Annotated in this window: 25 protein-coding genes; 20 read left to right on the forward strand and 5 right to left on the reverse strand. The window is 69.8% G+C overall.

Annotated elements, in window-relative coordinates:
• The first annotated feature begins 23 nt into the window (after nt 1-23).
• From SD460_RS07845 to SD460_RS07855, 3 genes are read left to right on the forward strand one after another with little or no spacing between them, the layout of a single operon-like run.
• A complete protein-coding gene (locus SD460_RS07845; protein WP_290050475.1) occupies nt 24-533 on the forward strand; it encodes a SigE family RNA polymerase sigma factor in 510 nt (169 codons plus the stop codon).
• Nucleotides 526-1,242, forward strand: coding sequence for a hypothetical protein (locus SD460_RS07850; protein ID WP_318306026.1), 717 nt, complete (start codon nt 526-528; stop codon nt 1,240-1,242). The genes SD460_RS07845 and SD460_RS07850 overlap by 8 nt, the downstream gene beginning before the upstream one ends.
• A 34-nt stretch (nt 1,243-1,276) precedes the next feature.
• Nucleotides 1,277-1,867 carry a TetR/AcrR family transcriptional regulator gene (locus SD460_RS07855; RefSeq protein WP_290050478.1) on the forward strand — a complete coding sequence of 197 codons (591 nt, stop codon included), beginning with the start codon at nt 1,277-1,279 and terminating at the stop codon, nt 1,865-1,867.
• Nucleotides 1,868-1,923: 56 nt separating this feature from the next.
• Here the strand turns inward: SD460_RS07855 and SD460_RS07860 are convergent, their stop codons facing one another.
• Complete coding sequence (locus SD460_RS07860; protein WP_290050479.1) at nt 1,924-2,625, reverse strand: FadR/GntR family transcriptional regulator; 702 nt, start codon at nt 2,623-2,625, stop codon at nt 1,924-1,926.
• Between the two features lie 157 nt (nt 2,626-2,782).
• Here SD460_RS07860 and SD460_RS07865 point away from each other — a divergent pair, with 157 nt between their 5' ends.
• The 4 genes from SD460_RS07865 to SD460_RS07880 are packed head-to-tail and all read left to right on the forward strand — an operon-like array spanning nt 2,783 to nt 7,848.
• Nucleotides 2,783-4,081 carry an ABC transporter substrate-binding protein gene (locus tag SD460_RS07865; RefSeq protein WP_290050480.1) on the forward strand — a complete coding sequence of 433 codons (1,299 nt, stop codon included), beginning with the start codon at nt 2,783-2,785 and terminating at the stop codon, nt 4,079-4,081.
• Nucleotide 4,082: 1 nt separating this feature from the next.
• The gene (locus tag SD460_RS07870; protein WP_290050482.1) at nt 4,083-5,000 is read left to right on the forward strand and encodes a carbohydrate ABC transporter permease; all 918 of its coding nucleotides are present in this window, start codon (nt 4,083-4,085) and stop codon (nt 4,998-5,000) included.
• On the forward strand, nt 4,997-5,815 hold the full coding sequence (locus SD460_RS07875; protein ID WP_290050484.1) for a carbohydrate ABC transporter permease: 819 nt from the start codon (nt 4,997-4,999) through the stop codon (nt 5,813-5,815). Before SD460_RS07870 ends, SD460_RS07875 begins: the two co-directional genes overlap by 4 nt.
• Nucleotides 5,812-7,848: an alpha-galactosidase gene (locus SD460_RS07880; RefSeq protein ID WP_290050485.1), complete on the forward strand. Its 2,037-nt coding sequence runs from the start codon at nt 5,812-5,814 to the stop codon at nt 7,846-7,848. The genes SD460_RS07875 and SD460_RS07880 overlap by 4 nt, the downstream gene beginning before the upstream one ends.
• Here SD460_RS07880 and SD460_RS07885 read toward each other — a convergent pair.
• The 3 genes from SD460_RS07885 to SD460_RS07895 all read right to left on the reverse strand — a co-directional run bounded on the left by SD460_RS07885 (nt 7,843) and on the right by SD460_RS07895 (nt 10,961).
• Nucleotides 7,843-9,183: an SEFIR domain-containing protein gene (locus SD460_RS07885; RefSeq protein ID WP_290050487.1), complete on the reverse strand. Its 1,341-nt coding sequence runs from the start codon at nt 9,181-9,183 to the stop codon at nt 7,843-7,845. The genes SD460_RS07880 and SD460_RS07885 overlap by 6 nt on opposite strands.
• Nucleotides 9,184-9,349: 166 nt before the next feature.
• Nucleotides 9,350-10,351: a lactonase family protein gene (locus tag SD460_RS07890; RefSeq protein ID WP_290050488.1), complete on the reverse strand. Its 1,002-nt coding sequence runs from the start codon at nt 10,349-10,351 to the stop codon at nt 9,350-9,352.
• Nucleotides 10,344-10,961, reverse strand: coding sequence for a bifunctional 4-hydroxy-2-oxoglutarate aldolase/2-dehydro-3-deoxy-phosphogluconate aldolase (locus SD460_RS07895; RefSeq protein ID WP_290050490.1), 618 nt, complete (start codon nt 10,959-10,961; stop codon nt 10,344-10,346). The genes SD460_RS07890 and SD460_RS07895 overlap by 8 nt, the downstream gene beginning before the upstream one ends.
• A gap of 112 nt (nt 10,962-11,073) precedes the next feature.
• Here SD460_RS07895 and SD460_RS07900 point away from each other — a divergent pair, with 112 nt between their 5' ends.
• From SD460_RS07900 to SD460_RS07950, 11 genes are all read left to right on the forward strand, one after another.
• A complete protein-coding gene (locus SD460_RS07900; RefSeq protein WP_318306027.1) occupies nt 11,074-13,113 on the forward strand; it encodes a DUF8189 domain-containing protein in 2,040 nt (679 codons plus the stop codon).
• Between the two features lie 14 nt (nt 13,114-13,127).
• Nucleotides 13,128-13,811 (forward strand): SDR family NAD(P)-dependent oxidoreductase, encoded by a 684-nt coding sequence (locus tag SD460_RS07905; protein ID WP_290050493.1) that lies wholly within the window; start codon nt 13,128-13,130, stop codon nt 13,809-13,811.
• Between the two features lie 13 nt (nt 13,812-13,824).
• On the forward strand, nt 13,825-14,970 hold the full coding sequence (gene dgoD / locus SD460_RS07910) for a galactonate dehydratase (RefSeq protein ID WP_290050495.1): 1,146 nt from the start codon (nt 13,825-13,827) through the stop codon (nt 14,968-14,970).
• A complete protein-coding gene (locus SD460_RS07915; protein ID WP_290050497.1) occupies nt 14,964-15,806 on the forward strand; it encodes a DUF4380 domain-containing protein in 843 nt (280 codons plus the stop codon). Before dgoD ends, SD460_RS07915 begins: the two co-directional genes overlap by 7 nt.
• Nucleotides 15,803-17,230, forward strand: a complete 1,428-nt coding sequence (gene purB / locus SD460_RS07920; protein ID WP_290050498.1) for an adenylosuccinate lyase — start codon at nt 15,803-15,805, stop codon at nt 17,228-17,230. Before SD460_RS07915 ends, purB begins: the two co-directional genes overlap by 4 nt.
• A 115-nt stretch (nt 17,231-17,345) precedes the next feature.
• Complete coding sequence (locus SD460_RS07925) at nt 17,346-18,164, forward strand: substrate-binding periplasmic protein (protein WP_086856471.1); 819 nt, start codon at nt 17,346-17,348, stop codon at nt 18,162-18,164.
• Nucleotide 18,165: 1 nt separating this feature from the next.
• Nucleotides 18,166-18,933, forward strand: a complete 768-nt coding sequence (locus SD460_RS07930) for an ABC transporter substrate-binding protein (protein WP_290050501.1) — start codon at nt 18,166-18,168, stop codon at nt 18,931-18,933.
• Nucleotides 18,934-18,940: 7 nt separating this feature from the next.
• Nucleotides 18,941-19,723: an ABC transporter substrate-binding protein gene (locus tag SD460_RS07935; RefSeq protein WP_290050503.1), complete on the forward strand. Its 783-nt coding sequence runs from the start codon at nt 18,941-18,943 to the stop codon at nt 19,721-19,723.
• Between the two features lie 6 nt (nt 19,724-19,729).
• Complete coding sequence (locus tag SD460_RS07940; RefSeq protein WP_290050504.1) at nt 19,730-20,497, forward strand: amino acid ABC transporter permease; 768 nt, start codon at nt 19,730-19,732, stop codon at nt 20,495-20,497.
• Nucleotides 20,494-21,234, forward strand: a complete 741-nt coding sequence (locus SD460_RS07945) for an amino acid ABC transporter ATP-binding protein (protein ID WP_290050559.1) — start codon at nt 20,494-20,496, stop codon at nt 21,232-21,234. The genes SD460_RS07940 and SD460_RS07945 overlap by 4 nt, the downstream gene beginning before the upstream one ends.
• 117 nt (nt 21,235-21,351) lie before the next feature.
• Nucleotides 21,352-22,233, forward strand: a complete 882-nt coding sequence (locus SD460_RS07950; RefSeq protein WP_290050506.1) for an MOSC domain-containing protein — start codon at nt 21,352-21,354, stop codon at nt 22,231-22,233.
• Here SD460_RS07950 and SD460_RS07955 read toward each other — a convergent pair.
• Nucleotides 22,116-22,922: an SAM hydrolase/SAM-dependent halogenase family protein gene (locus SD460_RS07955; protein WP_318306549.1), complete on the reverse strand. Its 807-nt coding sequence runs from the start codon at nt 22,920-22,922 to the stop codon at nt 22,116-22,118. The two genes, SD460_RS07950 and SD460_RS07955, sit on opposite strands and share 118 nt — an antisense overlap.
• A gap of 47 nt (nt 22,923-22,969) precedes the next feature.
• Between SD460_RS07955 and SD460_RS07960 the strand changes: the two genes are divergently transcribed.
• Nucleotides 22,970-23,965, forward strand: a complete 996-nt coding sequence (locus SD460_RS07960; protein ID WP_318306028.1) for a phosphoribosylaminoimidazolesuccinocarboxamide synthase — start codon at nt 22,970-22,972, stop codon at nt 23,963-23,965.
• Nucleotides 23,886-24,350: an NADPH-dependent FMN reductase gene (locus tag SD460_RS07965; protein WP_290050510.1), complete on the forward strand. Its 465-nt coding sequence runs from the start codon at nt 23,886-23,888 to the stop codon at nt 24,348-24,350. Before SD460_RS07960 ends, SD460_RS07965 begins: the two co-directional genes overlap by 80 nt.
• Nucleotides 24,351-24,386: the final 36 nt, after the last annotated feature.

A 24,386-nucleotide genomic window follows, 5' to 3' on the forward strand; every position in this document is an offset into this window, starting at 1 on the left:
AACAGAGCGGAGCACGACTGCGCGTGGACCAGCGCGACGAGGAGGAGTTCGCGGAGTACTTCGCCGCCAGGCGGGACGCCGTGCGCCGGACCGCGTACATGCTCTGCGGAGACTGGCACCGGGCGGACGACCTCGCGCAGACGGCGTTCGTCGCACTGCACCGGAGGTGGACGAAGATCAGGGATCGCGCGGCGACCGACGCGTACGTGCGCAAGACGCTCGTCCGCGCGTCGATCGACGAATCGCGGCGGCCGTGGCGGCGCGAGTGGCAGACCGAGGTCCTGCCGGAGCCCGCCGACGACACACCCGGCCTCGACGACCTCGTCGCGACCAGGGAAGACCTGCTCGCGGCGCTGAAGGAAGTGCCGCCCAAGCAGCGGGCGGTGCTGGTCATGCGGTACTTCGAAGGACTCGACGTGACCAGCGCGGCGAAGGCGCTGGGCTGCAGCGAAGGCAACGTGAAGAGCCAGACCGCACGCGGGCTGGCGAACCTCAAGCAGGTGCTGGAACGGGAGGTGGAGACCAATGGATGAGCAGGAGCTGCGCTCGTTGTTCTCCGCCGCGCCGCCGGACGCGCCCGCGCCCACGTTCTCCCAGGACGACGTCGTCCGCGAATCGCGCCGCCAGACCGTCCGCCGCCGCAACCGGATCACCGCGGGCGTGAGCGCCGCGGCACTGGTCGTCGTCGGGTTCGGTGCGTACGGGGTGTTCTCCGGGGGTACTCCCGGAGCGTTGACCGCGGCCAAGGACAACGCCGTCTCGGCGCAATCGGAAGCCGGCTCCGCGCAACCCGGCGACGGCTCGATGCGTCCTCAAGTCGGTGGGGAGTCACCGAACTTCCCGGCCCAGCCACCCCAGCAGGGGGGTGACGGGGGCGGGAAGACCGGCCACCTGGCCGAAGGCGCCTCCGGGTGCGAACAGGTGGACGGGGAGCTCGCCATCGCCCTCGCTGGCGAGCTCCCCGTCCCCGTCGCCGCTTCCCAGGCGTCCCCGGGCGGCGCCTGTTCGACGGGGTCGCGCTCCGCGGGGTTCCCGGTCGAGGGTGGCGAAGTGGCCGCGGCGGTGTACCCGAAGGGCATCCCGGTGGTCTTCAAGTCCCAGCCGGCCGGCACGGTCACGGCCCGGGTCACGACGGCGTCCGGCGGCCAGCTCCTGCTGGTCAGCGTGCCTTCCGCCGGGGCGACGGCGCCGTACGCGGGGCAAGTGGACCAGATCGCGCGCGCACTCGCGCCCCGCTTCTGAGCCCGGGTTCGCCCGGTTGGCAGAATGACCGGCCATGACCGGAGCGACCACCCCGAAGGGGGAGCGACGCCGCGCCGCGCTCGTCGAGGCCGCCGCGAAGCTGCTCGTCGAGGGCGGGTTCGACGCCGTCCGCCACCGGGCGGTCGCCGAACGGGCCGGTCTGCCGCTCGCGTCGACGACGTACTACTTCGACTCGCTCGAGGACCTGGTCACGGCGGCCGTCGAGCACCACTCGAACGCGGAGCTGGCCGCCGGGCGGCACCGGCTCGAGGAGCTGGCGACCCGCAACCGGGGCGTGCAGGCGACCGTCGAGCTGGTGCTGGAGATGCTGCTGGGGCCGGAGAGCGGTGACCCGGAGGCCGACGCCGAAGCCGTCCTGCTGCGCTACGAGCGCCTGGTCGCGACCGGTCGCCGCCCGTACCTGCGGCCGTTGATGCGGACGCTGTCGGCCCAGCTCAACGAGCTGCTGGCGGAGATCTTCGCCCGCTCGGGCACCCCGGTCTCCGCCGTCGAGCTGGAGCGCCTGATCGCGCTGGTCGACGGCGCCGTCGTCAACGCGCTGATCGAAATCGACCCCGAACCCCGCGCGGCCGCGGCCCGGATGCTCCAAGCCGCCCTGGCCTGAGCAGTCTGCCGCGGCCGGTCGTGAGTGATGAGTCGGGTTCTAACCCGACTTATCACTCACGACCGGCGCTGAGCTTTCTCGAGGTCGTCGCGGGATTTCGTGACCAGGGCCAGCATCGCCTGCTCCGCCGCCGCCGGGTCGCCGGACACGATCGCGTCGAACACCTTCCGGTGGCTCGGCACCGGGTCCTCCGCCGGGGACGTCCCGTGCACCAGCTTGTCGCGCTCGGCGAGCCCGATCGCGATCACGCGCTCCATCCGCATCAGGAAGTTGTTGTGGGTGGCGGCCATCAGCCGCCGGTGGAAGGCGAGGTCGGCCTGGACGCTCGCCTCCGGGTCGCCGCCGGCCGCGGCCATGTCGGCCAGCGCTTCCCGCAGTCCCTCGACGTCCTCTTCCGACGCGCGCCCGGCGGCGATCCGGGCCGCGGCGGGCTCCACGACCGCGCGGACCTCGGTCAGCTCCTCGAGCAGGCCGGGGTCGTCGGCGGCCGCGGTCTGCCAGCGCATGACGTCGGCGTCGAGCATGTTCCACTTCTCGCGCGGCTGGACGAACGTGCCGCGCTTCTGCCGGGCGTCGATCATGCCCTTCGCGGCCAGCACTTTGAGCGCTTCGCGCAGCGCGGTCAGGCTGATGTCGAGCTCTTCGCGCAGGGCGGGCAGGTCGAGGATCGTGCCTTCGCCCCACTCGTCGGAGAGGATCCGGCTGGCCAGTGCCTCCACGGTCTGGCCGTGCAACCCGCGTGGCCGGTGTTCGGTCAAGGGAAGGGCCTCTCAGCTGGCGGACTGGCGGACCGTCATCCTACGCTGCCTCCGAAGTCGTAATAAATTATGAATACATCTTGACACCGGCGGCGCCCGGTTGCACTCTTTGGCAGCAGTCACGCCCGTGCGGGCGCCTAGACAAAGGGGTCACGACATGACGAGTGCCGGCCTGTCCCGCCGTCGTTTCCTGCGCAACGCGAGCCTCGCCGGGCTGGGAGCCGTCGGCTCGGGCAGCTTCCTCGCCGCCTGCGCCACCGCCACCTCCAGCGGCCCGGTCAAGCAGGCCGCCGGCGCGGTCACCGTCCAGTCGAACCTGTCCTCGCCCGAGGCGAAGAAAGCCATCGAGGCGCTGGCCAAGGCGTTCGGCGACAAGGGCGGCGCCACCGCGACCGTGAACACGGTGGCGTCGGAAACCTTCCGGACCCAGCTGCCCAGCTACCTCACCGCGGCCAACCCGCCCGACACGTTCACCTGGTACCCGGGCTCGCTGCTGTCCGGCTACGCCCGCAAGGGCCTGCTCCTCGACGTCAGCGACGTCTGGCAGGGCATGGGCGACTACAGCGCCGCCTTCCGCGCGCTCTCCGGCGACGGCGCCGGCCACCAGGTCTTCATCCCGACGTCGTACTACTGGTGGGGCTTCTTCTACCGCAAGTCGAACTTCGCGAAGTGGGGCGTCCAGCCGCCGACGAACTGGACCGAGTTCCTCGCCCTGTGCGAAACCCTGAAGGGCAAGGGGATCGCGCCGATCGGCCTCGGCGCGGGCGGCACCACGCCGTGGACCGCGTCCGCCTGGTTCGACTACCTGAACATCCGGATCAACGGCGCGCCCTTCCACCGCGAGCTGCTCGCGGGCAAGCAGCGCTTCGACGACCCGCGCGTCAAGAAGATCTTCGACCCGTGGCGCCAGGCCCTGCCCTACTTCGACCCGAACGGCACCGCGATCGCGTTCCAGGACGCCACCACCGTGCTGCTGCAGGGCCGCACCGGCATGGTGCTGACCGGCACGTTCTTCGCCGACGCCGCGCCGAAGGACGCGCTCGACGACCTCGACTTCTTCCAGTTCCCGATCCTCGACCCGGCCGTGCCGGTCGCCGAGGAGGGCCCGACCGACGGCTTCTTCGCCAGTGCGCGCACCCCGCACGTCGCCGAGGTCAAGGAGTGGTTCTCCTACGTCGCCACGGCCGAGGCCCAGGAGCTCTACATCAAGAACTCGTCCGGCACCGTGCTGCCGACCAACCCGTCCGCGAAGGACACCGGCACGTCGTTGGTCCAAAAGGGACGCAAGATGCTCGCGGACGCCAAGGAGATCACGCAGTTCTTCAACCGCGACTCCTCCGACGCGCTGCAGCCGACCGCCGACGCCGCGTTGATCCGGTTCATCCAGAAGCCGAACGAGCTCGACTCGATCCTGGCCGACTGGCAGACCGCCGCGCAGAAGGTCTGGCAGTCCTGACATGGCGGTGCTGACCGCGGAGAAGCCGAAGACCGCGGCGAGGGCGGCGAACCGCCGTCGCCGCGTCTCGCCCGTGCTGCTGGCGTTCGTCCTGGTACCGCTCGTGGTCGAGGGGTTCTGGGTGTTCTGGCCCGCGCTGCAGGGGTTCTACCTGGCGCTGACGAACTGGGACGGCGTCTCGGCGCCGACGTTCGTCGGCTTGGGGAACTTCGCCGAGATGTTCTCCGACGACATCTTCAAGACCGCCGCGCTCGACACGGTGATCTGGCTGGTGCTCTTCGGCGGTCTCTCGGCGGCCGGCGGTCTCGCGCTGGCGACGTTGTTGCAGAAGGAACGCCGAGGTGTCGGGTTCTACCGGGCCGCGCTGTTCACGCCGGTGGTGTTCTCGCTGGTCGCGACTTCGCTGATCTGGCAGGTGATCTACCAGCCGGACGGCGTCTTCAACAAGGTGCTCGGCGCGATCGGGCTGGAGAGCTGGCAGCACTCGTGGCTGGCCGACCCGAAGACCGCGCTGTACGCGGTGCTCGTCCCGGCGCTGTGGCGGCAGCTCGGCTACGTGATGGTGCTGTACCTGGCCGGGCTCAAGGGCATCGACCCGGCGCTGTACGAAGCGGCCAAATTGGACGGTGCCACCGCGTGGCAGCAGTTCCGCAACGTGACGTGGCCGCAGCTGCGCAGCGTCAACTCCGTGGTCCTGTCGGTGATCATCATCGATTCGCTGCGCTCCTTCGACGTCGTCTGGTCGATGACGAAGGGCGGGCCCTACCACTCGTCCGAGCTGCTCAGCACCTACATGTACGCGACGGCGTTCCAGTCGCTGCGGCTCGGCTACGCGTCCGCGCTGGCCGTGGTGATCTTCGTGCTGGCGTTCGGCGTGATCGTGACCTACCTCGTGCGCGCCTTCCGGGAGGACTCGTGAAGACCCGGACCTTCGGCTTCCACCTGGTCGCGGGCGGGCTCGCGGTGCTGTGGCTGCTGCCGATCCTGCTCGTGCTGACCACGAGCGTCCGGTCCTTTTCGGACATCGCGTCGAACGGGCTGGGCGCGCTGCCGTCGTCGTTCTCGCTGGACGGCTTCGGGCAGGCGTGGGGCGAAGGCGGTGGCGGGCACGCGATGCTGAACAGCCTGCTGGTGACCGTCCCGACGGTGCTGCTCGCGCTGCTGCTGAGCTCGGCGGCCGCGTTCGCGCTGAGCCGGTACGCGATCCCGTTCCGCCGCACGCTCATCCTGGTGATGCTGTCCGGCAACCTGCTGCCACCGCAGATCCTGCTGGTGCCGGTGGCGAAGCTGGCCGAGCTGCTCGGCATCTACGACACGCTGACCGCGCTGATCGTCGTCCAGGTCGGCTTCGGGCTGGGCTTCTACACGTTCGTGCTGCAGGGTTTCATGCGGTCCATCCCGGACAAGGTGCAGCAGGCCGCGCTGATCGACGGCGCCGGTGTCGTCCAGATCTTCTGGCGGATCGTCCTCCCGATGACCCGCCCGGCGCTGGCCGCCCTCGGCGCGCTGGCGTTCACCTGGACGTTCAACGACCTGCTGTGGTCGATCACCGTGCTGCGCACCGGTTCGGTGATGCCGGTGACGCCGGCGCTGCTCGGCCTGCAGGGCCAGTACGTGTCCAACTGGAACGTGATCGCGGCGGGCTCGGTCATCGCGGCCGTCCCGACCGTGGCCGTGTTCCTGCGGTTCCAGAAGCACTTCATTTCCGGGCTGGCGATCGGGGCGATCAAGTGACGTGGACCGTGGCCATGAAGTCCACTTCGTACACCGTGGCGCTGGATCCTTCGCGCCGGTGGGCGGAACTCGTCGCGTGGGGCCCTTCGGGTGTCGAGGACGGGCCGTCGGTGTTCGCCAACCGCGGCGACGTGCATTTCATCACCGAAGCGGACGCGGCCCCGGTCGAGTACGCCCCACTCGGCCTGCGCCCGTTCTCCGGCGCGGACGTCGCCGTGCGCGGCGGTTCCTGGTGGCGGTTCGATTCGGCTTCGTTGGACGCCGACCTGCGACTGGCCTTTGTGGACGAGGTTTCCGGGCTGCGCGCGGTGCTCTGCTACCGGCCGGTGCCCGAGACGGACGTGCTCACCCGGTGGGTCGAGTTCGAGAACACCGGTTCGTCCACTGTGGAGTTCGACCGGCTCGGCTCGGCGGGCGTCTGCGTGCCGACGGTGTCCGGTGCCCGGCTGACGTACCTGACCGGCCAGTGGTCGCAGGAGTTCACCCGGCGTTCCCTCGAACTGCCCGCGGGCGGTTTCCGGATGGAGAGCCGCTTCGGCGTGCCGGGCCACGCGCACGTGCCGTGGCTGGCGGTGCAGGACGCCGCCGGCGGCACCGCTTACGGCGTCTCGCTGGAATGGCCGGGTTCGTGGTCCATCGAGGCGGACGTCGAGCCTTCGGGGCTGACCCGCGTCCGGGCCGGGCGGCTGCCCTCGCCGGGGCCCGTCCTCCTCGAGCCGGGTGCTTCCCTGGCCACCCCGCCGGTCGCCCTGGCGTCCAGTGTGGATGGTCTGTCCGGACTGGCCTCGGTGTGGCACGACTACGACCGCGTCCTGGCGGGTTCGCGGTGGTGGCGCCCGCGTCCGGTGCTCTACAACTCGTGGGAAGCGACCGGCTTCGACGTCGAGGCCTCGCACCAACTGGAACTGGCGAAGCGGGCGGCGGACCTCGGCGTCGAGCTGTTCGTGGTGGACGACGGCTGGTTCACCGGCCGCGACGACGACACCGGCGGCCTCGGCGACTGGACCCCGGCGGACCCGGCGTTCGGCGAGTTCGTCGGCTCGGTGCGAGAGCTGGGCCTGGAGTTCGGACTGTGGGTCGAGCCGGAGGCGGTCAGCCCGAAGTCGCGGCTGTACGCGGCGCACCCGGACTGGGTGTACCGGATCGACGGCCGCCCGCAGACGTTGATCCGGAACCAGCTGCTGCTGGACCTGGGCCTGCCTCCGGTGGTGGACTTCATCAAGTCCACTCTGGACTCCTTGCTGACGGCGTACCCGATCTCGTACCTGAAGTGGGACATGAACCGCCCGCCGACCGAACGCGGCCGCCCGGGCTCGCCGTCCGCGGACCTGGACGCCGAGCACGTCGCCGGGTACCTGGCGGTGCTGGACCACCTGCGGGTTTCGCACCCGCACGTGACGGTGGAGGCGTGCGCGGGTGGCGGCGGCCGCACCGACCTGGCCACGGTGGCGCGCGCGGACGTGGTGTGGCCGAGCGACAACACCGGGCCGCTGGACCGCCTCGCCATCCAGGACGGGTTCCTGCTGATGCACGCCCCGCACCTGATGAGTTCGTGGGTGACGGACTCCCCGGGCGTCTTCGACCCGCGGCCCCGCTCGCTGCGCTTCCGTTTCGTGGCGGCGATGGCGGGCGTGCTGGGCATCGGCGCGGACCTCTCCCGATGGACCCCGGCCCAGCACACGGAGGCGGCTTCGCTGGTGGCGCGGTACAAGTCGATCCGCGAGGTGATCCACCACGGGGTGGCCCGGGTCCTCCACGGCCCGACCGACCCGACGGCGGCCACCCAGTACACCTCGGAGGACGGCGACACGGTGGTCGTGCTGGCGTGGAGCACGGGACAGCTGACGGGGGCCCCGCTGACCCCCGGCCGCTCATCCCGCGTGCGGTTGTCGGTGGGTGTGGCGGGGTCCTATGTGGACGAGCAGGGGGCCCGGTACTCGGGTGCGCACCTGAAGTACGCGGGCCTGCCGTTCGACTGGACGGCGGACCACGACGCGGACGTCGTGGTCCTGCGCCGTCAGGGTAAGCTATGAGTTACGGTGAAAATTGATGTTCAGCCCGGGGAGCGCCTCTTGTCCGGGTGGCCACCCAGGGGTCACATACCACGGACCAAAACTGGCAACCTTCCATTCTCCGACGACGCGACGCAGAAGAAGCGGAATAGTTGGTGGTGATACTCCCTTGTCAAATACTAGCACATCTCCGCCTGTGTCCATGAAGACGACCAGTTCGTAGTCCAGGCCGAATCTTCGAGGACGCTCGGCTGCTCCCCATCGCTCGCTGTCGTAACTATGAAAGGCGTTTTGCATCTCTCTGATTTGCGTTGAAAAGAAGTCTTTTCGAAGCGGGTTGTCTGCCACGAGCGGAATCAGTTCTTCTGCCAAAGAGTCGCGGTCAATTTCGACAAGTGATGGATGTGACGAGTTTGCGATGATCCAGGACTGAACCAGGACGGTGCGTAATGTTTTGTCTGTTCTTTTCCAGACTTCCTGAATCTTGCCGTGTTTGATAAGTTCGAGGTAATCTGAACCGGCGCGCACGGCGCTGTCTAGACCGTAGTGCGCGTTCATGGTTCGAAGGACGATCGCTAATTCCTGAGATGCTTGCTCGTTGAGGAGCGGATTTGCGTCCAGTTCGAGCGCTCGTTGAAACGCATTGATGGCCGCAGAGTACTGCTCTGTTGAGTGCTTTATCTTTCCAATTATGACTGCTGCACTCGCTGCGTTCAGTCTTGAACCTGAGTCGAGTATCGGTGTGGTAATTTCAATTACTGCATCATGCTCGCCACGTTCGAGTAGACGCCAAGCTTCATGGATCCGATCGTCGGTCGCCGACTCGGTGGCGGAATCTGCCTGGATAAACGAAGGCGGATCTCCAATGGGAAGCGGCTCGACGAGAGGCTTTCCGTGGAGTGCCCTTAGTAGAGCGTCGAGGTTTCGGTTGCCCGGGTATCCTATTTCGTAGAAGGTCGTCAGCTTTAGTGGCTTTGCAATATGCTTTGTGTCGTCGCCGCTTGTTACGACCGGAATAAATCTAACGGTTTCTCGGTCGCTGAAGTACATCTCACTTGTTATGAGAGATGCCTCCCAGCGAACTCCGTGACCTGCTCCTGAAGTTTCTTCGCCGGCGAACCTTCGAGCGTAAGTTTCGGTGAAAACTAGAAGTACGACATCTGCGGACTCGACCTCGTCGCTCATCCATTTTGGCCAAGATAGCGGAGGTGTGCTCTGAATGAACTGATCAATGCGTGCATCAATTCCATTCATGCGCAGCACTTGTGCGAAATCCGCGATATTTGCTGTATGGTCGACACTGTCGTGGCTGTAAGAAATAAACACACGCGGCGCTGTGGCGGTGGTGCCGGTCATATCCTGTACTTTACACCTGCTTCTGTCGGGACGCCGGGCGGCGCTTCAATATGTATTTCCGATCAAGCTGCGCAGAATTCAGGTGTGCTGGCCTTGCCGTTGTGTCGGAAGTTCGACGGGTGCGAATTCGAGAAGATTCTGCCTAAATTATGCATCTTTGGCGCCGTCAGGGCAGGGAAACCGGGAGCACGAACGTCGGCGACCCCGTCGGGTAGTACCGCAGCTCCGCCTCCCCGGACGCGGTCAGCGTGAACGCCGTGATCGCGTCCTCCGACTGCGCCGCCACGTAACACGTCCCGTCCACCAAAGCGAAGTGCCGCGGGTTCGCCCCGCACGGCTGGTCCGCCACCGCGGCCGCTTCGTCGAGGGCGAACTCCGTCACGCAGTCCGGGCCGCGGTTCGACAGGTACAGGCGGGAGTCGGTCAGCTCCAGGTGCGCCACCAGGTTCGGCACGGACGGCGGCTTGACGGTCGAAGCGGTCGTCGCCACCACCGAAAACGCCCCCGGCGACGTCTCGCGGACCGTCACGAGCGTTCCGGCGAGCTCGCCGACGACGTACGCGAGGTCCGTCCCCGGCCGCCGGACCAGCTGGCGGGGGCCGGTGCCGGGCGGCAGTGGAGACACTGCCAGCAGCTCCAGCGAGCCCGACGGCGAGAGCGTGTAGCTGCGGATCTCGTCGGTGCCGAGGTCGACCGCGCTCACGATCGACGGGCCCGGCACCGCCATGTGGACGTGCGCCGCCTCCTGGCGGTCGGACACCGGGCCGTTTCCGCTGTGCTGCACCAACGCGGTCCGCGAAAGCAAGGCGCCCGAAGGGGACAGCGAGAACACCGCGAGGCTGCCGCCGGTGTAGTTGGCGCACAGCAGGAACCGGCCGTCCGGGGTCACCGCCAAGTGGCACGGGTGCGCCCCGCCCGTCTCGAGCGTGCCCAGCACGGACAACGTGCCCGAAGCGTCGAAGGTCAGCGCCGTGACCGAGCCGGTGGCGGTCTCGTTGACCGCGTACAGCACCGGCAACGACGGGTGCCGCACCAGCCACGACGGGCTCTCCAGCGGCAGCGACGCCACCTCCGTCAGCGATCCGGAGTCGGACCGGGAGAACGTCGTGATCCCCGTGCCGTTCCCCGCTTCACCGGTGTAGCACCCGACGAAGACCAGTTCAGCCATGCGCGCTCCTCAACAGCGTCTCGACCCGGGCGGTGATCTCCGCGCCTGTGCCGCGGGTCAGCGCCGAACCGACCCCGCACGCCACCGCACCCGCTGCCAGCCAGCCTGGCACGTCTTCCGGCGCGATGCCGCCGGTGGGTACCAGCGGGGCCTGCGGCAGCGCCGCCCGCACGTCGGAAATCCACGACGGCGACAGCGCGGACGCCGGGAACACCTTCACGGCGTCGGCGCCTTCCTCCAGCGCGCGCACGATCTCGGTCACCGAGCCCGCGCCCGGGAACGCCGCCGCGCCGTACCGGTGAGCGGTGCGGATCACCGCCGCGTCCACCGACGGCGACACCAGGAACCGCGCGCCCGCGCGGATCGCGAGCACCGCCGAGGCCTCGTCGAGGACCGTGCCGGCGCCGATCGTCGCGTCCGGGTAGGCCGCCGCGAGGCCGGAGATCGCGTCCAGCGCGCCCGGGTTGGTCAGCGGCAGCTCCACCGAGCGCAGCCCGGCTTCGAGGACCGCGCGGGCGGCGGCCACGGCCGACTCGGCGTCGCGCGTGCGCACGATCCCGACCACGCCCTGGCGCAGTGCGTTCGCGGTGATCTCCCAGCGATAGGTCATCGCCCGAGCCTACCCCGTGAAATCTTAATTTACGATTTATTCTTGACGGCGGCCGAGCTGCCCCGGCATGCTGCTCCCGGCTCGCAGTTCACCGGAGAAAGGCGTCCGGCACATGTTCCTGAAGAGAACCCTCGCGGTGGTCGCCGCGGTCGCTGCCACCGTCACCGCGGTACCCGCGTACGCGACCCCGGCGGCAGACCAAGGCGCTCCCGACTACTACGACAGCGGGGTCGCCAAGACCCCGTACATGGGCTGGAACACCTACTACGGCCTCGGCGCACCCAGCGAGGCGTCGGTGAAGTCCGTCGCGGACTTCCTCGTCTCCAGCGGCCTGCGCGACGCCGGTTACCGCTACGTCTGGATCGACGGCGGCTGGACCGCGCCCGAACCCCGTGACCAGAACGGCGACCTCCACGAGGACGCCGCCAAATTCCCGAGTGGACTGTCCACTTTGGTCGACTACCTGCACGGCAAGGGCCTCAAGGCCGGCATCTACACCGACGCGGGCGCCTCCGACGGCAAGAACTGCGCGGCCGGGTCCGGCGGCTACTACGAGCAGGACACCAAACGCTTCGCGAGCTGGAAGTTCGACGCCGTCAAGGTGGATTTCCTCTGCGGCATCGCCCAGAACCTCAAGCCCGCCGAAGCGTTCACGCAGTTCAGCCAGGCCCTCGCGAAGGCGGGCCGCCCGATGGTGCTCAACGTCTGCAACCCGGTCACCGACGAGTGGGGCACCCCGCACGGGCCGGACCAGGTCGCGGGCATCGCCTACAGCTACGGCCCGCTCGTCGCCGACTCCTGGCGCACCAGCACCGACATCGCGTTCGGCACGCCGTACGAGGGCATCTGGAAGGACGTCCTGCGCAACATGGACGCCAACGCCGCGCACCCCGAGGCGAACGGGCCGGGGCACTACAACGACCCCGACTACCTCATCCCGATGCGCAAGACCGAGCAGGGCACCTACGAGCTGAACGAGGAGGAGTCGACCACCCAGTTCGTCATGTGGGCGGAGATGGCCTCCCCGCTGATCCTCGGCTCCGACCCGCGCACGCTGCCCGCGTCGATGCTGAAGACGTTGAAGAACCCGGAAATCGTCGGCGTGAACCAGGACAGCCTCGGCACCCAGGGCGTCCGCGTCGCGACGACCGGCACCACCGACACCTACAGCAAGGTCCTCTCCCAGCGTGGCGACCGCGCGGTCGCGCTGCTCAACCGCGGCGAAGCGCCTACGCAGATGACACTCAAGCTCGCCGACGCCGGGCTCAAGGGGCGAGTGTCCATTCGCGACCTTCGGGCCCGCGCCGACCGCGGCAGCGCCACCGGCTCGTACTCGGTCACCGTCCCCGCGCACGGCACCGCGTTCCTGCGCCTGCACGGCACCGACCTCGTCCCGGGTGACGACCTCGGCGGCACTGCGTCCGCCAGCCCGTCGATCGTCCGCACCGGCGGCAAGACGGTGACGTTCTTCCGCGACCAGGGCGGGTCCCTGCAGGTCAAGGGCCTCGACGGGCCGCGTCAGGTCGGTGGCAAGTTTCTGGGCCAGCCGGCCGCGATCGCCACGTCCACCGGCATCGACGTCTACGTCCGCGGCCTCGACAACGCCCTCTACAGGCGCAGCTACGCCCAGCGCTGGGGCGACTGGCAGCGGCTCGGCGGCACGCTCACCGACTCGCCGTCCGTGACGAGCGACGGCACGGTCTTCGTCCGCGGCGCCGACGGTCAGGTCTGGCAGCGGACCAGTGCCGGTCAGTGGTCCGGTCTCGGCGCGCCCGGCGGCAAGCCGATCTACGGCCGTCCCGGCGCGGCGACGGCGACGAGCGGCACGGTCGTCGCGGTCCGCACGGCCGACGACAGCGTCTGGGCCCGCACGAAGACCGGGGACACCTGGTCGGACTGGACGTCGATCGGCGGCACGGTCAGCAGCAGCCCGACGCTGGTCGCGGTCGGCGCGAAGGTCGCGCTCACCGCGTCCGCGAGCGACTACTCGCTGTGGGCCAACGAGTGGTCCGGTTCCTGGGCGGGCTGGTTCAAACGGCCGGAGTACCCGAGCGGGAGCATCGTGGGCACCCTGGGCGCGGCGTCCGACGGCGCGTCGCTGTGGTTCGCCGCCCGCGGGCCGGACGACCATGTCCACGTAGCGAAGTTCTGAACCAGGGAGAGGCGATGTCCACGCGTACCGCGGTGGTGACCGGAGCGGCGTCCGGAATCGGGCTGGCGACGGCTCGGAGGCTGCTCGACGACGGCTACCGCGTACTCGGCGTGGACATCGCCGAACTCCCCGACGGCATCGAGCCGATCCGGGGCTCGGTCTCCGACGAAGCGACCTGGGCCGGCATCGGCGAGGTGGACGCCCTGGTCAGCAACGCCTACGTGCCGAGCACCGGGCCGCTCCACGCGATCGATCGCGCCGAGTGGGAACGCCAGCTCGACGTCAACCTGACCGGCACGTACCTCGCGCTGAAGGCCTGCCTGCCGTCGCTGCGGCAACGGCGTGGCGCGGTCGTGCTGGTCTCGTCGGTGCACGCGCACTTCGGGCTGCCGGGCCACCCCGCGTACGCCGCGAGCAAGGGCGCGCTGGTCGCGCTGGCCCGGCAGCTGGCCGTCGAATACGCCCCCGACGTGCGCGTCAACTCCGTGCTGCCGGGTCCGGTGCTCACCGAAGCCTGGAACCGGATCTCGCCGGAAGACCGCGAGCGCAGCGCCCGGGCGACCCCGGCGGGCCGGCTCGGCGACCCGGCCGAAGTGGCGAACGTGATCGCCTTCCTGCTCTCGGCCGCCGCGTCGTTCGTCACCGGAGCCGAGTTGACCGTCGACGGCGGCTGGTCGGCCGCCAAGGATTCCGCGTAGATGGGGGACACGGGTGAAGATCACCGGGGTTGAAACGTTTCTGGTCGCGCCGCGCTGGCTGTTCCTCAAGGTCAGCACGGACGAGGGCGTCAGCGGCTGGGGCGAGCCCGTGGTCGAGGGCCGCGCGGAGACCGTGCGCGCGGCCGTGCACGAGCTGTCCGAGCTGCTGATCGGCCAGGACCCGCTGCGCATCGAGGACCACTGGCAGGTGCTGCGCCGCGGCGGTTTCTACCGCGGCGGGCCGGTGCTTTCGAGTGCCTTGGCCGGCTACGACCACGCGCTGTGGGACATCGCGGGCAAGGTCCGCGACGCGCCGGTGCACGAGCTGCTCGGCGGCCCGGTCCGCGACCGCGTCCGCGTCTACAGCTGGGTCGGCGGCGACCGGCCGTCCGGCATCCGCGAAGCCGTGTCCGCGCAGGTCGAAGCCGGGTTCACCGCGGTGAAGATGAACGTGGCCGGGCCGTTGACCGCAATCGCGTCGCCCGCCGATGTCACTGCCGCCATCGCGCGCGCCTGGGAGGCAAGGGAGGTGCTCGGCCCGCACCGCGACCTCGCGATCGACTTCCACGGCCGCGTCTCGCCCGCGATGGCCCGGCGGCTGGTCAAGCTGCTCGAAGACGTCCAGCCGATGTTCGTCGAGGAGCCGATCCTGCCGGAGACGCAGGGTGACGCGCTGCGCTCGATCGTCGAGGCCTCGACCGTGCCGATCGCGCTCGGCGAGCGGCTCTACTCGCGCTGGGAGTTCAAGCCGGTGCTCGACGCCGGCGTCGCGGTGGTCCAGCCGGACCCTTCGCACGCGGGCGGGATCTCCGAGCTGCGGCGGATCGGCGCGCTCGCGGAGGTCTACGGCGCCTCGCTCGCCCCGCACTGCCCGCTCGGCCCGATCTCCCTGGCGGCGTCGCTGCAGGTGGCGTTCGCGACGCCGAACTTCCTGATCCAGGAACAAAGCGTCGGCATGCACTACCACGAAGGCCGCGAGCACCAGTACCTCGTGGACGCGTCGCTCTTCGCCTTCCAGGACGGCTACGCGGCCCGGCCGCTGAAGCCCGGCCTCGGCATCGAGGTCGACGAGGAGGCCGTCCGGCGGGCGGACGAGGTCGGGCACAGCTGGCGCTCGCCGGTGTGGCGGCACGACGACGGGAGCCTCGCCGAATGGTGATCTGGCTCGAGCGCGGCGACCTGCGCCTCGGCCTGGTCCCGGAGCTCGGCGGCCGCCTGCTGTCCCTGCGCCACCGCGGCGTCGAGTTGTTGTGGCGCAACGCCGAGCTGCTCGACGACGACCTGCGTGGCGACTACGCGCCGAACGCCGGGCAGATGGGCGACTGGGTCAACTACGGCGGCGACAAGACGTGGCCCGCGCCGCAGGGCTGGGCCGGCCCGGACCAGTGGCCCGGCCCGCCCGACCCGGTACTGGACTCGGGGCCGTACTCGGTGGAGTCCGACGGCGACACGGTGATCATGACCAGTGCCCCGGACCCGCGCACCGGGCTGCGGTTCACGCGCGCGATCACGATCCTCGACGACGGCTACCGGCTGGACCTGCACGCTGCGAACACGTCTTCCCGGCGGGTGCGCTGGGCGCTGTGGAACGTCACCCAGCTGCCGGGCGGCGGTCCGGTGACGGCGGGGCTCGCGCGTCCCGAAGTCGTCGCGCTGGTCGCGGGCACCGGCACGCCCGAGTACACAGTGGACGGTGGCCGGCTGGTCGTGCCCGCGCAGGACGTCGTCGGCAAGCTGGGCGTGCCGGGCTCGGCGGGCTGGGTGACGTACGGCGCGTTGACGCTCTCGTTCGACGTCGACCCGGCGGGCGAGTACCCGGACCAGGGGTCGCCGCTGGAGATCTGGCTGGAGCACCCGCTCCCGGAACCGCTCGCGGAGCTGGGCGACCTGGACCCGCCCGCGCGGATCGTCGAGCTGGAGGTCCTCGGCCCGCTGACGACGCTGGACCCCGGTGCTTCGATGTCCCTGACCTGCACAGGTATCGTGGGGGCGTGACGGACAAGCCCCGCATTCCGAACGTGCTCGCCGCCCGCTACGCCTCGGCGGAGCTGGTCTCGCTCTGGTCGCCGGAGCGGAAGGTCGTCCTGGAGCGGCAGCTCTGGCTCGCCGTCCTCAAGGCGCAGAAGGACCTCGGCGTCGAGGTGCCCGACGGCGTCGTCGAGGCCTACGAGCGGGTCATCGACACCGTCGACCTCGGCTCGATCGCCGAGCGGGAGCGCGTCACCCGGCACGACGTCAAGGCGCGGATCGAGGAGTTCAGCGCGCTCGCCGGCCATGAGCACATCCACAAGGGCATGACCTCGCGCGACCTCACCGAGAACGTCGAGCAGCTGCAGCTGCTCCGCTCGCTCGAGCTGGTCCGCGCCCGGGTCGCCACCGTGCTCGCGCGGCTGGCCGCCCTCGCCGTCGAGCACGCGGACACCGTCATGACCGGGCGCTCGCACAACGTCGCCGCGCAGGCCACCACCCTCGGCAAGCGGTTCGCCACCGCCGCCGACGAGCTGCTGGTCGCCTTCGAGCGGCTCGACAACCTCATCGAGCGGTACCCGCTGCGGGGCATCAAGGGCCCGGTCGGCACCGCGCAAGACATGCTCGACCTGCTCGGTGACGAGTCCACTTTGGACCAGCTGGAAGACCGCGTGATGCGGCACCTCGGCTTCAACCGCCGGTTCACCAGCGTCGGCCAGGTGTACCCGCGCTCGCTCGACTTCGACGTGCTGTCCACTGTGGTCCAGCTCGCCGCGGCGCCGTCCAGCCTGGCCAAGACGATCCGGCTGATGGCGGGCCACGAGCTGGTCACCGAGGGCTTCAAGCCCGGCCAGGTCGGCTCCTCGGCCATGCCGCACAAGATGAACACCCGCTCCTGCGAGCGCGTGAACGGCCTCGCCGTCGTGCTGCGCGGCTACCTGTCGATGATCGGCGAGCTGGCCGGCGACCAGTGGAACGAGGGCGACGTCTCCGACTCGGTCGTCCGCCGCGTGGCGCTGCCGGACGCGTTCTTCGCGCTCGACGGCCTGCTGGAGACCTTCCTCACGGTGCTCACCGAGTTCGGCGCCTTCCCGGCGGTGATCGAGCGTGAGCTGGATCGCTACCTGCCGTTCCTCACGACGACGAAGGTGCTCATGGCGTCGGTCCGCGGCGGCGTCGGACGTGAGACGGCCCACGAAGCGATCAAGGAGCACGCCGTCGCGGTCGCGCTCGAGATGCGCGAAGGCCGTGCCGACAACGACCTCCTCGACCGCTACGCCGCCGACGAGCGCATCCCGCTCGACCGCGGCGAGCTGGACAAACTCCTCGCCGACCGGATCTCGTTCACCGGCACGGCCGGGCGCCAGGTGGCGCAGGTCGCCGCGCGCGTCGAGGAGTTGCTCGAGCGGTTCCCCGAGGCGGCGGGGTACGCGCCGCAGCCGATCCTGTGAGCTGACGCACCCGTCCACAGAATGGAACGAATCCACTCGAACGGGCGAAATCCCTAATCTCGATCGCTGACCCCGCGAGCGCTGCGAAGCGCTCATCCTCACCATGGAAGAAGCGATGAGATCCACGCTGTCCAAGATCGCCGCCGCCCTGACCGCGGGCGCGCTGACGTTGACCCTGGCCGCCTGCGGTGGTTCCGACGCGGGGACGAAGACCCTGCGCGTCGGGACCCTGAGCGACGCCCCGCCGTCGATCTACCTGGAGAACGGCCGCTTCACCGGCTACGACAACGAGCTGCTGCGGGACATCGCCAAGCGTGAGGGTTTCGAGGTCGAGTTCGTCGGCACCGAGTTCTCCAGCCTGCTGGCCGGCGTCGCGACCGGCAAGTTCGACATCGGCAGCTCGACGATCTCGAGCACCGAGGCGCGCAAGAAGACGGTCGCCTTCTCCGACGGCTACAACACCGGCTTCACCACGGTCGTCACGGCGAAGGGCGCCAACCTCAAGGACGTAGCCGCGCTGTCGGGCAAGCGCCTCGGCGTGGTCCAGGGGTCGGTGCAGGACGAGCTCGCCGGCAAGACCGCCGGGGCCCAGGTCGTCCGCTTCCCCGACTACAACGCCGGCTTCGCGCAGCTGAAGAACGGCACGCTCGACGGCTGGGTCGTGCCGCAGGACATCGGGCAGAAGTACCTCGACCAGAACCCCGGCGTGCCGCTGGAGCTCGGCTACACGGTCGAGGACAAGGACACCCCGTCGGCGTTCGCGGTCGCCAAGACGAACACCGATCTGCTGAACAAGCTCAACGACGGGCTGCGGAAGGCCGTCGCCGACGGTACGGTCGCCCGGATCTACGGCCAGTTCTACAAGAACACGCCGCTGTCCAAGGAACTCCAGCAGGGCGGCCCCGGCCTGCCGGTCAAGAACGTGGGTGCGTGACATGAAGAAGCTGATCGTCACCGTGCTGGCCGCCGCGCTCACGCTGACCGCGTGCGGCGGCGGCTCCGAGAGCGCTTCCCCGACGCTGCGCGTGGGGACGCTGAGTGACGCGCCGCCCAACATCTACTTGAAGGACGGCAACTACACCGGCTTCGACAACGAGCTGCTCAAGGCCATCGCGGCCAAGCAGAACCTGAAGCTGGAGTTCGCCGCGACCGACTTCTCCGCGCTGCTCGGGCAGGTCGCCTCCGGCCGCTTCGACATTGCCAGCTCGGCGATCGCGCAGACCGACGAGCGCAAGAAGACGGTCGACTTCTCCGCGGCCTACGACTTCGAGACGATGAGCATCCAGGCCAAGCAGGGCACCCCGGTGACCGACGAGAAGGGCTTGGCGGGCAAGCGCGTCGCCGTCATCCAGGCGACCGTCGGCGACCACTGGCTGACCAGCACCGTTCCGGCCGCGCAGGCCGTGCGCTTCCCCGACTACGCCGCCGCGCTGACCGCGTTGAAGACCGGCTCGGTCGACGCGTACATCCTCGACCAGAGCATCGCCGAGAAGAACGTCACCGACAACCCGGACGCCAAGCTCGTCGTGGTGAAGAGCTTCGTCACCGACGTGCCGCACGGGTTCGCCGTGAAGAAGGGCAACGCCGACCTGCTCAAGAAGGTCGACGACGGGCTCAAGCAGGTGATCTCCGACGGGACCTGGCTTAAGCTGCACCAGCAGTTCCTGCCGACCGCTCCGGTGCCGGCCGGGTTCCAGGGTTAGGAGAAGCATGAAGAAGACACTGGTCACGGCGCTCACCGCGACCTTGCTGGCGGCGCTCACGGCGTGCGGCGGCGGCTCGGACAGCGGTGACGGCAAGACCCTGCGGGTCGGCACGCTGAGCGACTCGAAGCCGAACGCCTACCAGGAGAACGGCAACTACACCGGTTTCGACAACGAGCTGCTCAAGGCCATCGCGGCCAAGGAAGGCCTGAAGCTGGAGTTCGCCGCGACGGAGTTCTCGGCGCTGCTCGGCCAGGTCGCGAACGGCACGTTCGACATCGGCAGCTCGGCGATCTCCCAGACCGAGGCCCGCAAGAAGACCGTCGACTTCTCCGCGCCGTACAACTACCAGTCGCTCGGCATCGAGGCCAAGGAGACCGCCGGCATCACCGACGAGAACTCGTTGGCGGGCAAGCGGATCGGCGTCGTCCAGGGCACGGTCTCCGACACCTGGCTCGGCTCGAACGCGCCGACCGCGCAGGCCGTCCGCTTCCCGAACGATGCGGCCGCCCTCAACGCGCTCAAGACCGGCGCGATCGACGGCGCGGTGTTCGACCAGGCCACCGCCGAGGACTACGCGAAGAACAACGCGGACGCGAAGCTCAAGGTGACCAAGGCGATCACCACGACCATCCCGCACGGGTTCGCGTTCAAGAAGGGCAACAACGACCTGATCGCCAAGATCAACGACGGCCTCAAGAAGGTCATCGCGGACGGCACCTGGGTCAAGGTGCACGACCAGTTCGAGCCCACCGCGCCCGTGCCCGCGGAGTTCAAGGCGGGGCAGTAGTCCACAATGGACGATTTTATCAACACGTTCCTGAACTGGGACTACATCACGCAGGTCCTGCCCGACCTGCTGAAGACCGGGTTGCTCAACACGCTCGTGCTGTCGGTGTCCTCGGCGCTGATCGGCACCGTGCTCGGCATGGTGCTGGCCGTGATGGGCCTGTCCACCAAGTGGTGGCTGCGGTGGCCCGCGCGGATCTACACCGACGTCTTCCGCGGGCTGCCCGCCATCCTGACGATCCTGCTGATCGGCCAGGGGCTCGGCACGCTCGCGCGGGACGTCGTCGGCACGAACCCGTACCCGATGGGCATCCTGGCGCTGTCTTTGATCGCCGCCGCCTACATCGGCGAGATCTTCCGGTCCGGCATCCAGAGCGTCGACAAGGGCCAGATGGAGGCCGCGCGGGCGCTGGGGATGAGCTACACCAAGTCGATGCTGCTGGTGATCATCCCGCAGGGCGTCCGGCGGGTACTGCCCGCGCTGGTGAACCAGTTCATCGCGCTGGTCAAGGACTCCAGCCTCGTCTACGTGCTCGGGCTGCTGTCCGGGCAGCGCGAGCTGTTCCGGATCGGCCAGGACCTCGCGGCCAACACCGGCAACCTCTCGCCGCTGGTCGCCGCCGGGGTGTTCTTCCTGGTGATCACCGTGCCGCTGACGCACCTGGTCAACTACATCGACAAGAAGCTCCGTACCGGGCGCAAGGTCCGGGTCGACGACCCGGACGACACCGATCCGGTGGAGATCGGTCCCGGGGGGAGGGTGAGCACGTGGTGACGACGGCGGTGCGAACGTCCAGTGTGGAACTGCGGGACATCCACGTCAGCTTCGGCACGCTGGAAGTCCTGCGCGGGGTCGACCTCAAGGTGCCCAGTGGCAAGACGACGTGCGTGATCGGGCCGTCCGGCTCCGGCAAGTCGACGCTCCTGCGGTGCGTGAACCGCTTGCAGGAGCCCGATTCCGGTGATCTGCTGCTCGACGGCGAGTCCGTGATCAAGGCCGACCCGGACGCGCTGCGCCAGCGCGTCGGCATGGTGTTCCAGCACTTCAACCTCTTCGGCCACCGGAGCGTGCTGGACAACATCGTGCTGCCGCTGCGCAGCGTGAAGAAGATCGGCAAGGAGGAAGCGGCGGAGATCGCCCGCGCCCGCCTCGCCGAGGTCGGCCTCGCGGACAAGGCGCCGTACCGGCCGAGCGCGCTTTCGGGTGGTCAGCAGCAGCGCGTCGCGATCGCGCGGGCGCTGGCCATGGACCCCGAGGTGATGCTCTTCGACGAGGCCACCAGCGCGCTCGACCCCGAGCTGGTCAAGGGCGTGCTGAACCTGATGGCCGGGCTGGCTTCGCGGGGCTTGACGCTGATCGTGGTCACCCACGAGATGGGGTTCGCCAGGAGCGTCGCCGACGAGGTGGCGTTCATGGACGCGGGCAAGATCGTGGAGCAGGGCCCGCCGGCCCAGCTCTTCGACGACCCCCAGAGCCCCCGCCTCCAACGCTTCCTGTCCCAAGTCCTTTAGGCGCGGCGCGGGTGGTCGTGAGTGTTTAGGCGGGTTCTAACCCGACTAAACACTCACGACCCCGGCACCGCGCAAAACCGGGGGCTTGGTGCGGGCGGGCGCGGGTAGCCTGCGGGCATGGCGAGGATCGCGCGGCTGACGTACTACCCGGTCAAGGGGTGTGCCGGCACTTCGGTGCCGTCCGCCGAAGTGACCCCGGCCGGGCTGGCGCACGACCGCGTGTTCCAGGTCGTCGCGCCGGACGGCGACTTCCGCAGCCAGCGCCGCTACCCGGTGCTGGCCGCGGTCCGGCCGCAGGTGCTCGGGCACCGGCTGAAGCTGTCCGCGCCGGGCCACGGCGACCTCGAACTCGAGATCCGCCGCGACGGCCCCCGCCACCCCGGTTCGACGTTCTCCTGGCAGGGCGAAGGCATCCACCAGGGCGACGCCGCGGCCGCGTGGTTCTCGGACCTGCTCGGGCTGCCGTCGGTGCTGATCGGCGTCGCGCCGGACCACGAACGCGTCACCAGCGGCGAAACCCCGGGCACGGCCGCGTTCGCCGACGGGCACGCGCTCCTCGTCGCCTCCGAGTCCTCTTTGGACGGACTGAACGCCCGCATCCTCGAACGCGGCGGCGAACCCGTGCCGATGGACCGCTTCCGCCCCAACGTCGTCGTCTCCGGCTGGCTCGAGCCGCACACCGAAGACGAAGTCCGCGCGATGACCGCGGGCACCGCGGAGTTCGGCTACGCCAAGCAATGCGTGCGCTGCACGGTGCCGATGGTCGACCAGGAGACCGGCGAGAAGGCCGGCCCCGAGCCGATCCGGACGCTGGCGGCCTACCGGCGGCACGCCGACGGCGGCGTGGTCTTCGGGATGAAGGCCGCCGTGCGGCGCCCGGGTCAGCTGGCCGTGGGCGACGAGGTGATCGTGCACTCCTGGGCGGGTCCGAGTCCCAGCACCGCGGCCGCCGAACCGCCGTTGACGGCGACCGCGAGCCGCCCGGCCGAGTCGGTGTAGAGGACGCTGGCGCCGGCGGGGACGTCCGCGAACGTCCGGCCGACCACGGTCGTCACCGCGACCCGCTCGCTGTGCACGGAAACCGCGCCGGCCAGCCCGGACAGCTCGAGATCGGCCGGGGTCGCGGCGAGCTGGACGTTGCCGAAGTGGTCGACCGTCAGCACCTCCGACACGAGCTTCCCGGGGAAGGCCGCGACGAACGGCTCCGGCATCGACACCAGGTCGGTGACCGGGTCGCCGAACGCCGAGGGCTCGACCCCCAGCGCCAGGTGCGCGGCGGCGGGGGCGAAGACGTCCCGCCCGTGGAACGTCGCCGACGTGACCGGCAGCCGCAGCGACGGCTCGGCCAGCTCGTACGCCGCCAGGACGCCGCCCAGCGCCTGCGCGGCCGGCAGCAAGAGGCCGTTGTCCGGCCCGACCAGCAGCCCGTCCCCGGCGACCACGACCACGCCGAGCCGGGTGGTGCCGACGCCCGGGTCGACGACGGCGACGTGCACCGACGGCGGCAGGAACGGCGCCGTCTGGGCCAGCGCCATCGCCCCGTGCCGGATGTCCTGGGGTGGTACCTCGTGCGTCACGTCGATGACGCGGACGGCGGGCGCGAGCCGGGCGATCACGCCGTGGCAGGCCGCCACGAAGCCGTCGCGCAGGCCGTAGTCGGTGGTCACCGAGATCCAGTCGTACGCCATGCCAGCATCATCCATGGTGGCGGAGGGTGCCCGTTAGGGTTCAGCGCGTGACACCCCTCCCCACCCTCGCCACCGGCAAGGTCCGCGACCTCTACGCCGTGGGCGACGACCACCTGCTGGTCGTCGCGTCCGACCGCATCTCGGCCTTCGAGCGCGTTTTCCCCACCCCCGTCCCGGACAAGGGCCGGGTGCTCACCGCGATGAGCGCGTTCTGGTTCCGCGAGCTCGCCGACGTCCTGCCGAACCACCTGGTGGCCTCGGACGGGCCGCTCGTGCCCGCCGCCTTCCGCGGCCGGGGGTTGCTGGTCGAGCGGCTCGACATGCTGCCGGTGGAGGCGGTCGTCCGCGGGTACCTGACCGGCCGCGGGTACGCGGATTACCGCCGCTCGGGCGCGGTCTGCGGGCTGGGGCTGCCGGCCGGGCTGCCCGAGTCGGCCCGGCTGCCGGAGCCGATCTTCACGCCGTCCACCAAGGCACGGCCCGGCGAACCGGACGAGAACATCGACTTCGACACCTTCGCGGCGGTCCTCGGCCGTGCGCTCGCCGAGGAGGTCCGCGAGGCGTCGCTGGAGCTGTACCGCCGGGGCGCCGCACGGGCCGAGGAACAGGGCCTGCTGCTCGCGGACACGAAGTTCGAGTTCGGCATCGGGGCGACCGGCGGGCTGGTGCTCGCGGACGAGCTGCTGACCCCGGATTCGGCGCGCTACTGGCTCGACGGCGGCCACCCGCCCGGCCGCCCGCGGCGGTCGATCGACAAGCAGCACGTACGCGACTGGCTGGTCGGGCCGTCGTCGGGCTGGGACTGCGTGTCCGCGCTGCCGCCGCTGCCGCCGGCGGTGGTGACCGCCACGCGCGACCGGTACATCGAGGCGTACCACCGCATCACCGGGCTTTCCCTGGCAGACTGGCCGCGTGATCCTGCTGATCTGCGGCAGCCTGCGAGCCGGCTCGGGCAATGCGGCGGTGCTGGGGACCGTCGCGACGCTCACCGCGAGCCAGACGTACACCGGCCTCGGCGACCTGCCGCACTTCAACCCCGATGACGACCGCGACCCGCTGCACCCGGCGGTCGCGTCGCTCCGGCAATCGATCAAGGCCGCCGACGCGATCCTGATCTGCACGCCGGAGTACGCGGGCGGGCTGCCGGGCTCGTTCAAGAACCTCCTGGACTGGACGGTCGGCGGCGGCGAGATCTACGGCAAGCCGGTGGCGTGGATCAACGCGTCCTCGATCGCGGCACCGACCGGCGGCCGGGACGCGCACGACTCGCTGCGCAAGGTGCTGACGTACGCGGGCGCGAAGATCGTCGACGAGGCGTGCGCCCGGATCCCGGTTTCCCGCGCCGACGTCGCCGACGGTCAGGTCGCCGACCCCGATCTGCGTGGGCGGATCGCGATGGCCGCGCGGCTCCTGCGTGAAGGCGTCTGACCCTTCCGGCAACGGTCGCCCACCCGTCTCGCGCAG

This window comes from Amycolatopsis solani (assembly GCF_033441515.1).
Lineage (GTDB): Bacteria > Actinomycetota > Actinomycetes > Mycobacteriales > Pseudonocardiaceae > Amycolatopsis > Amycolatopsis solani.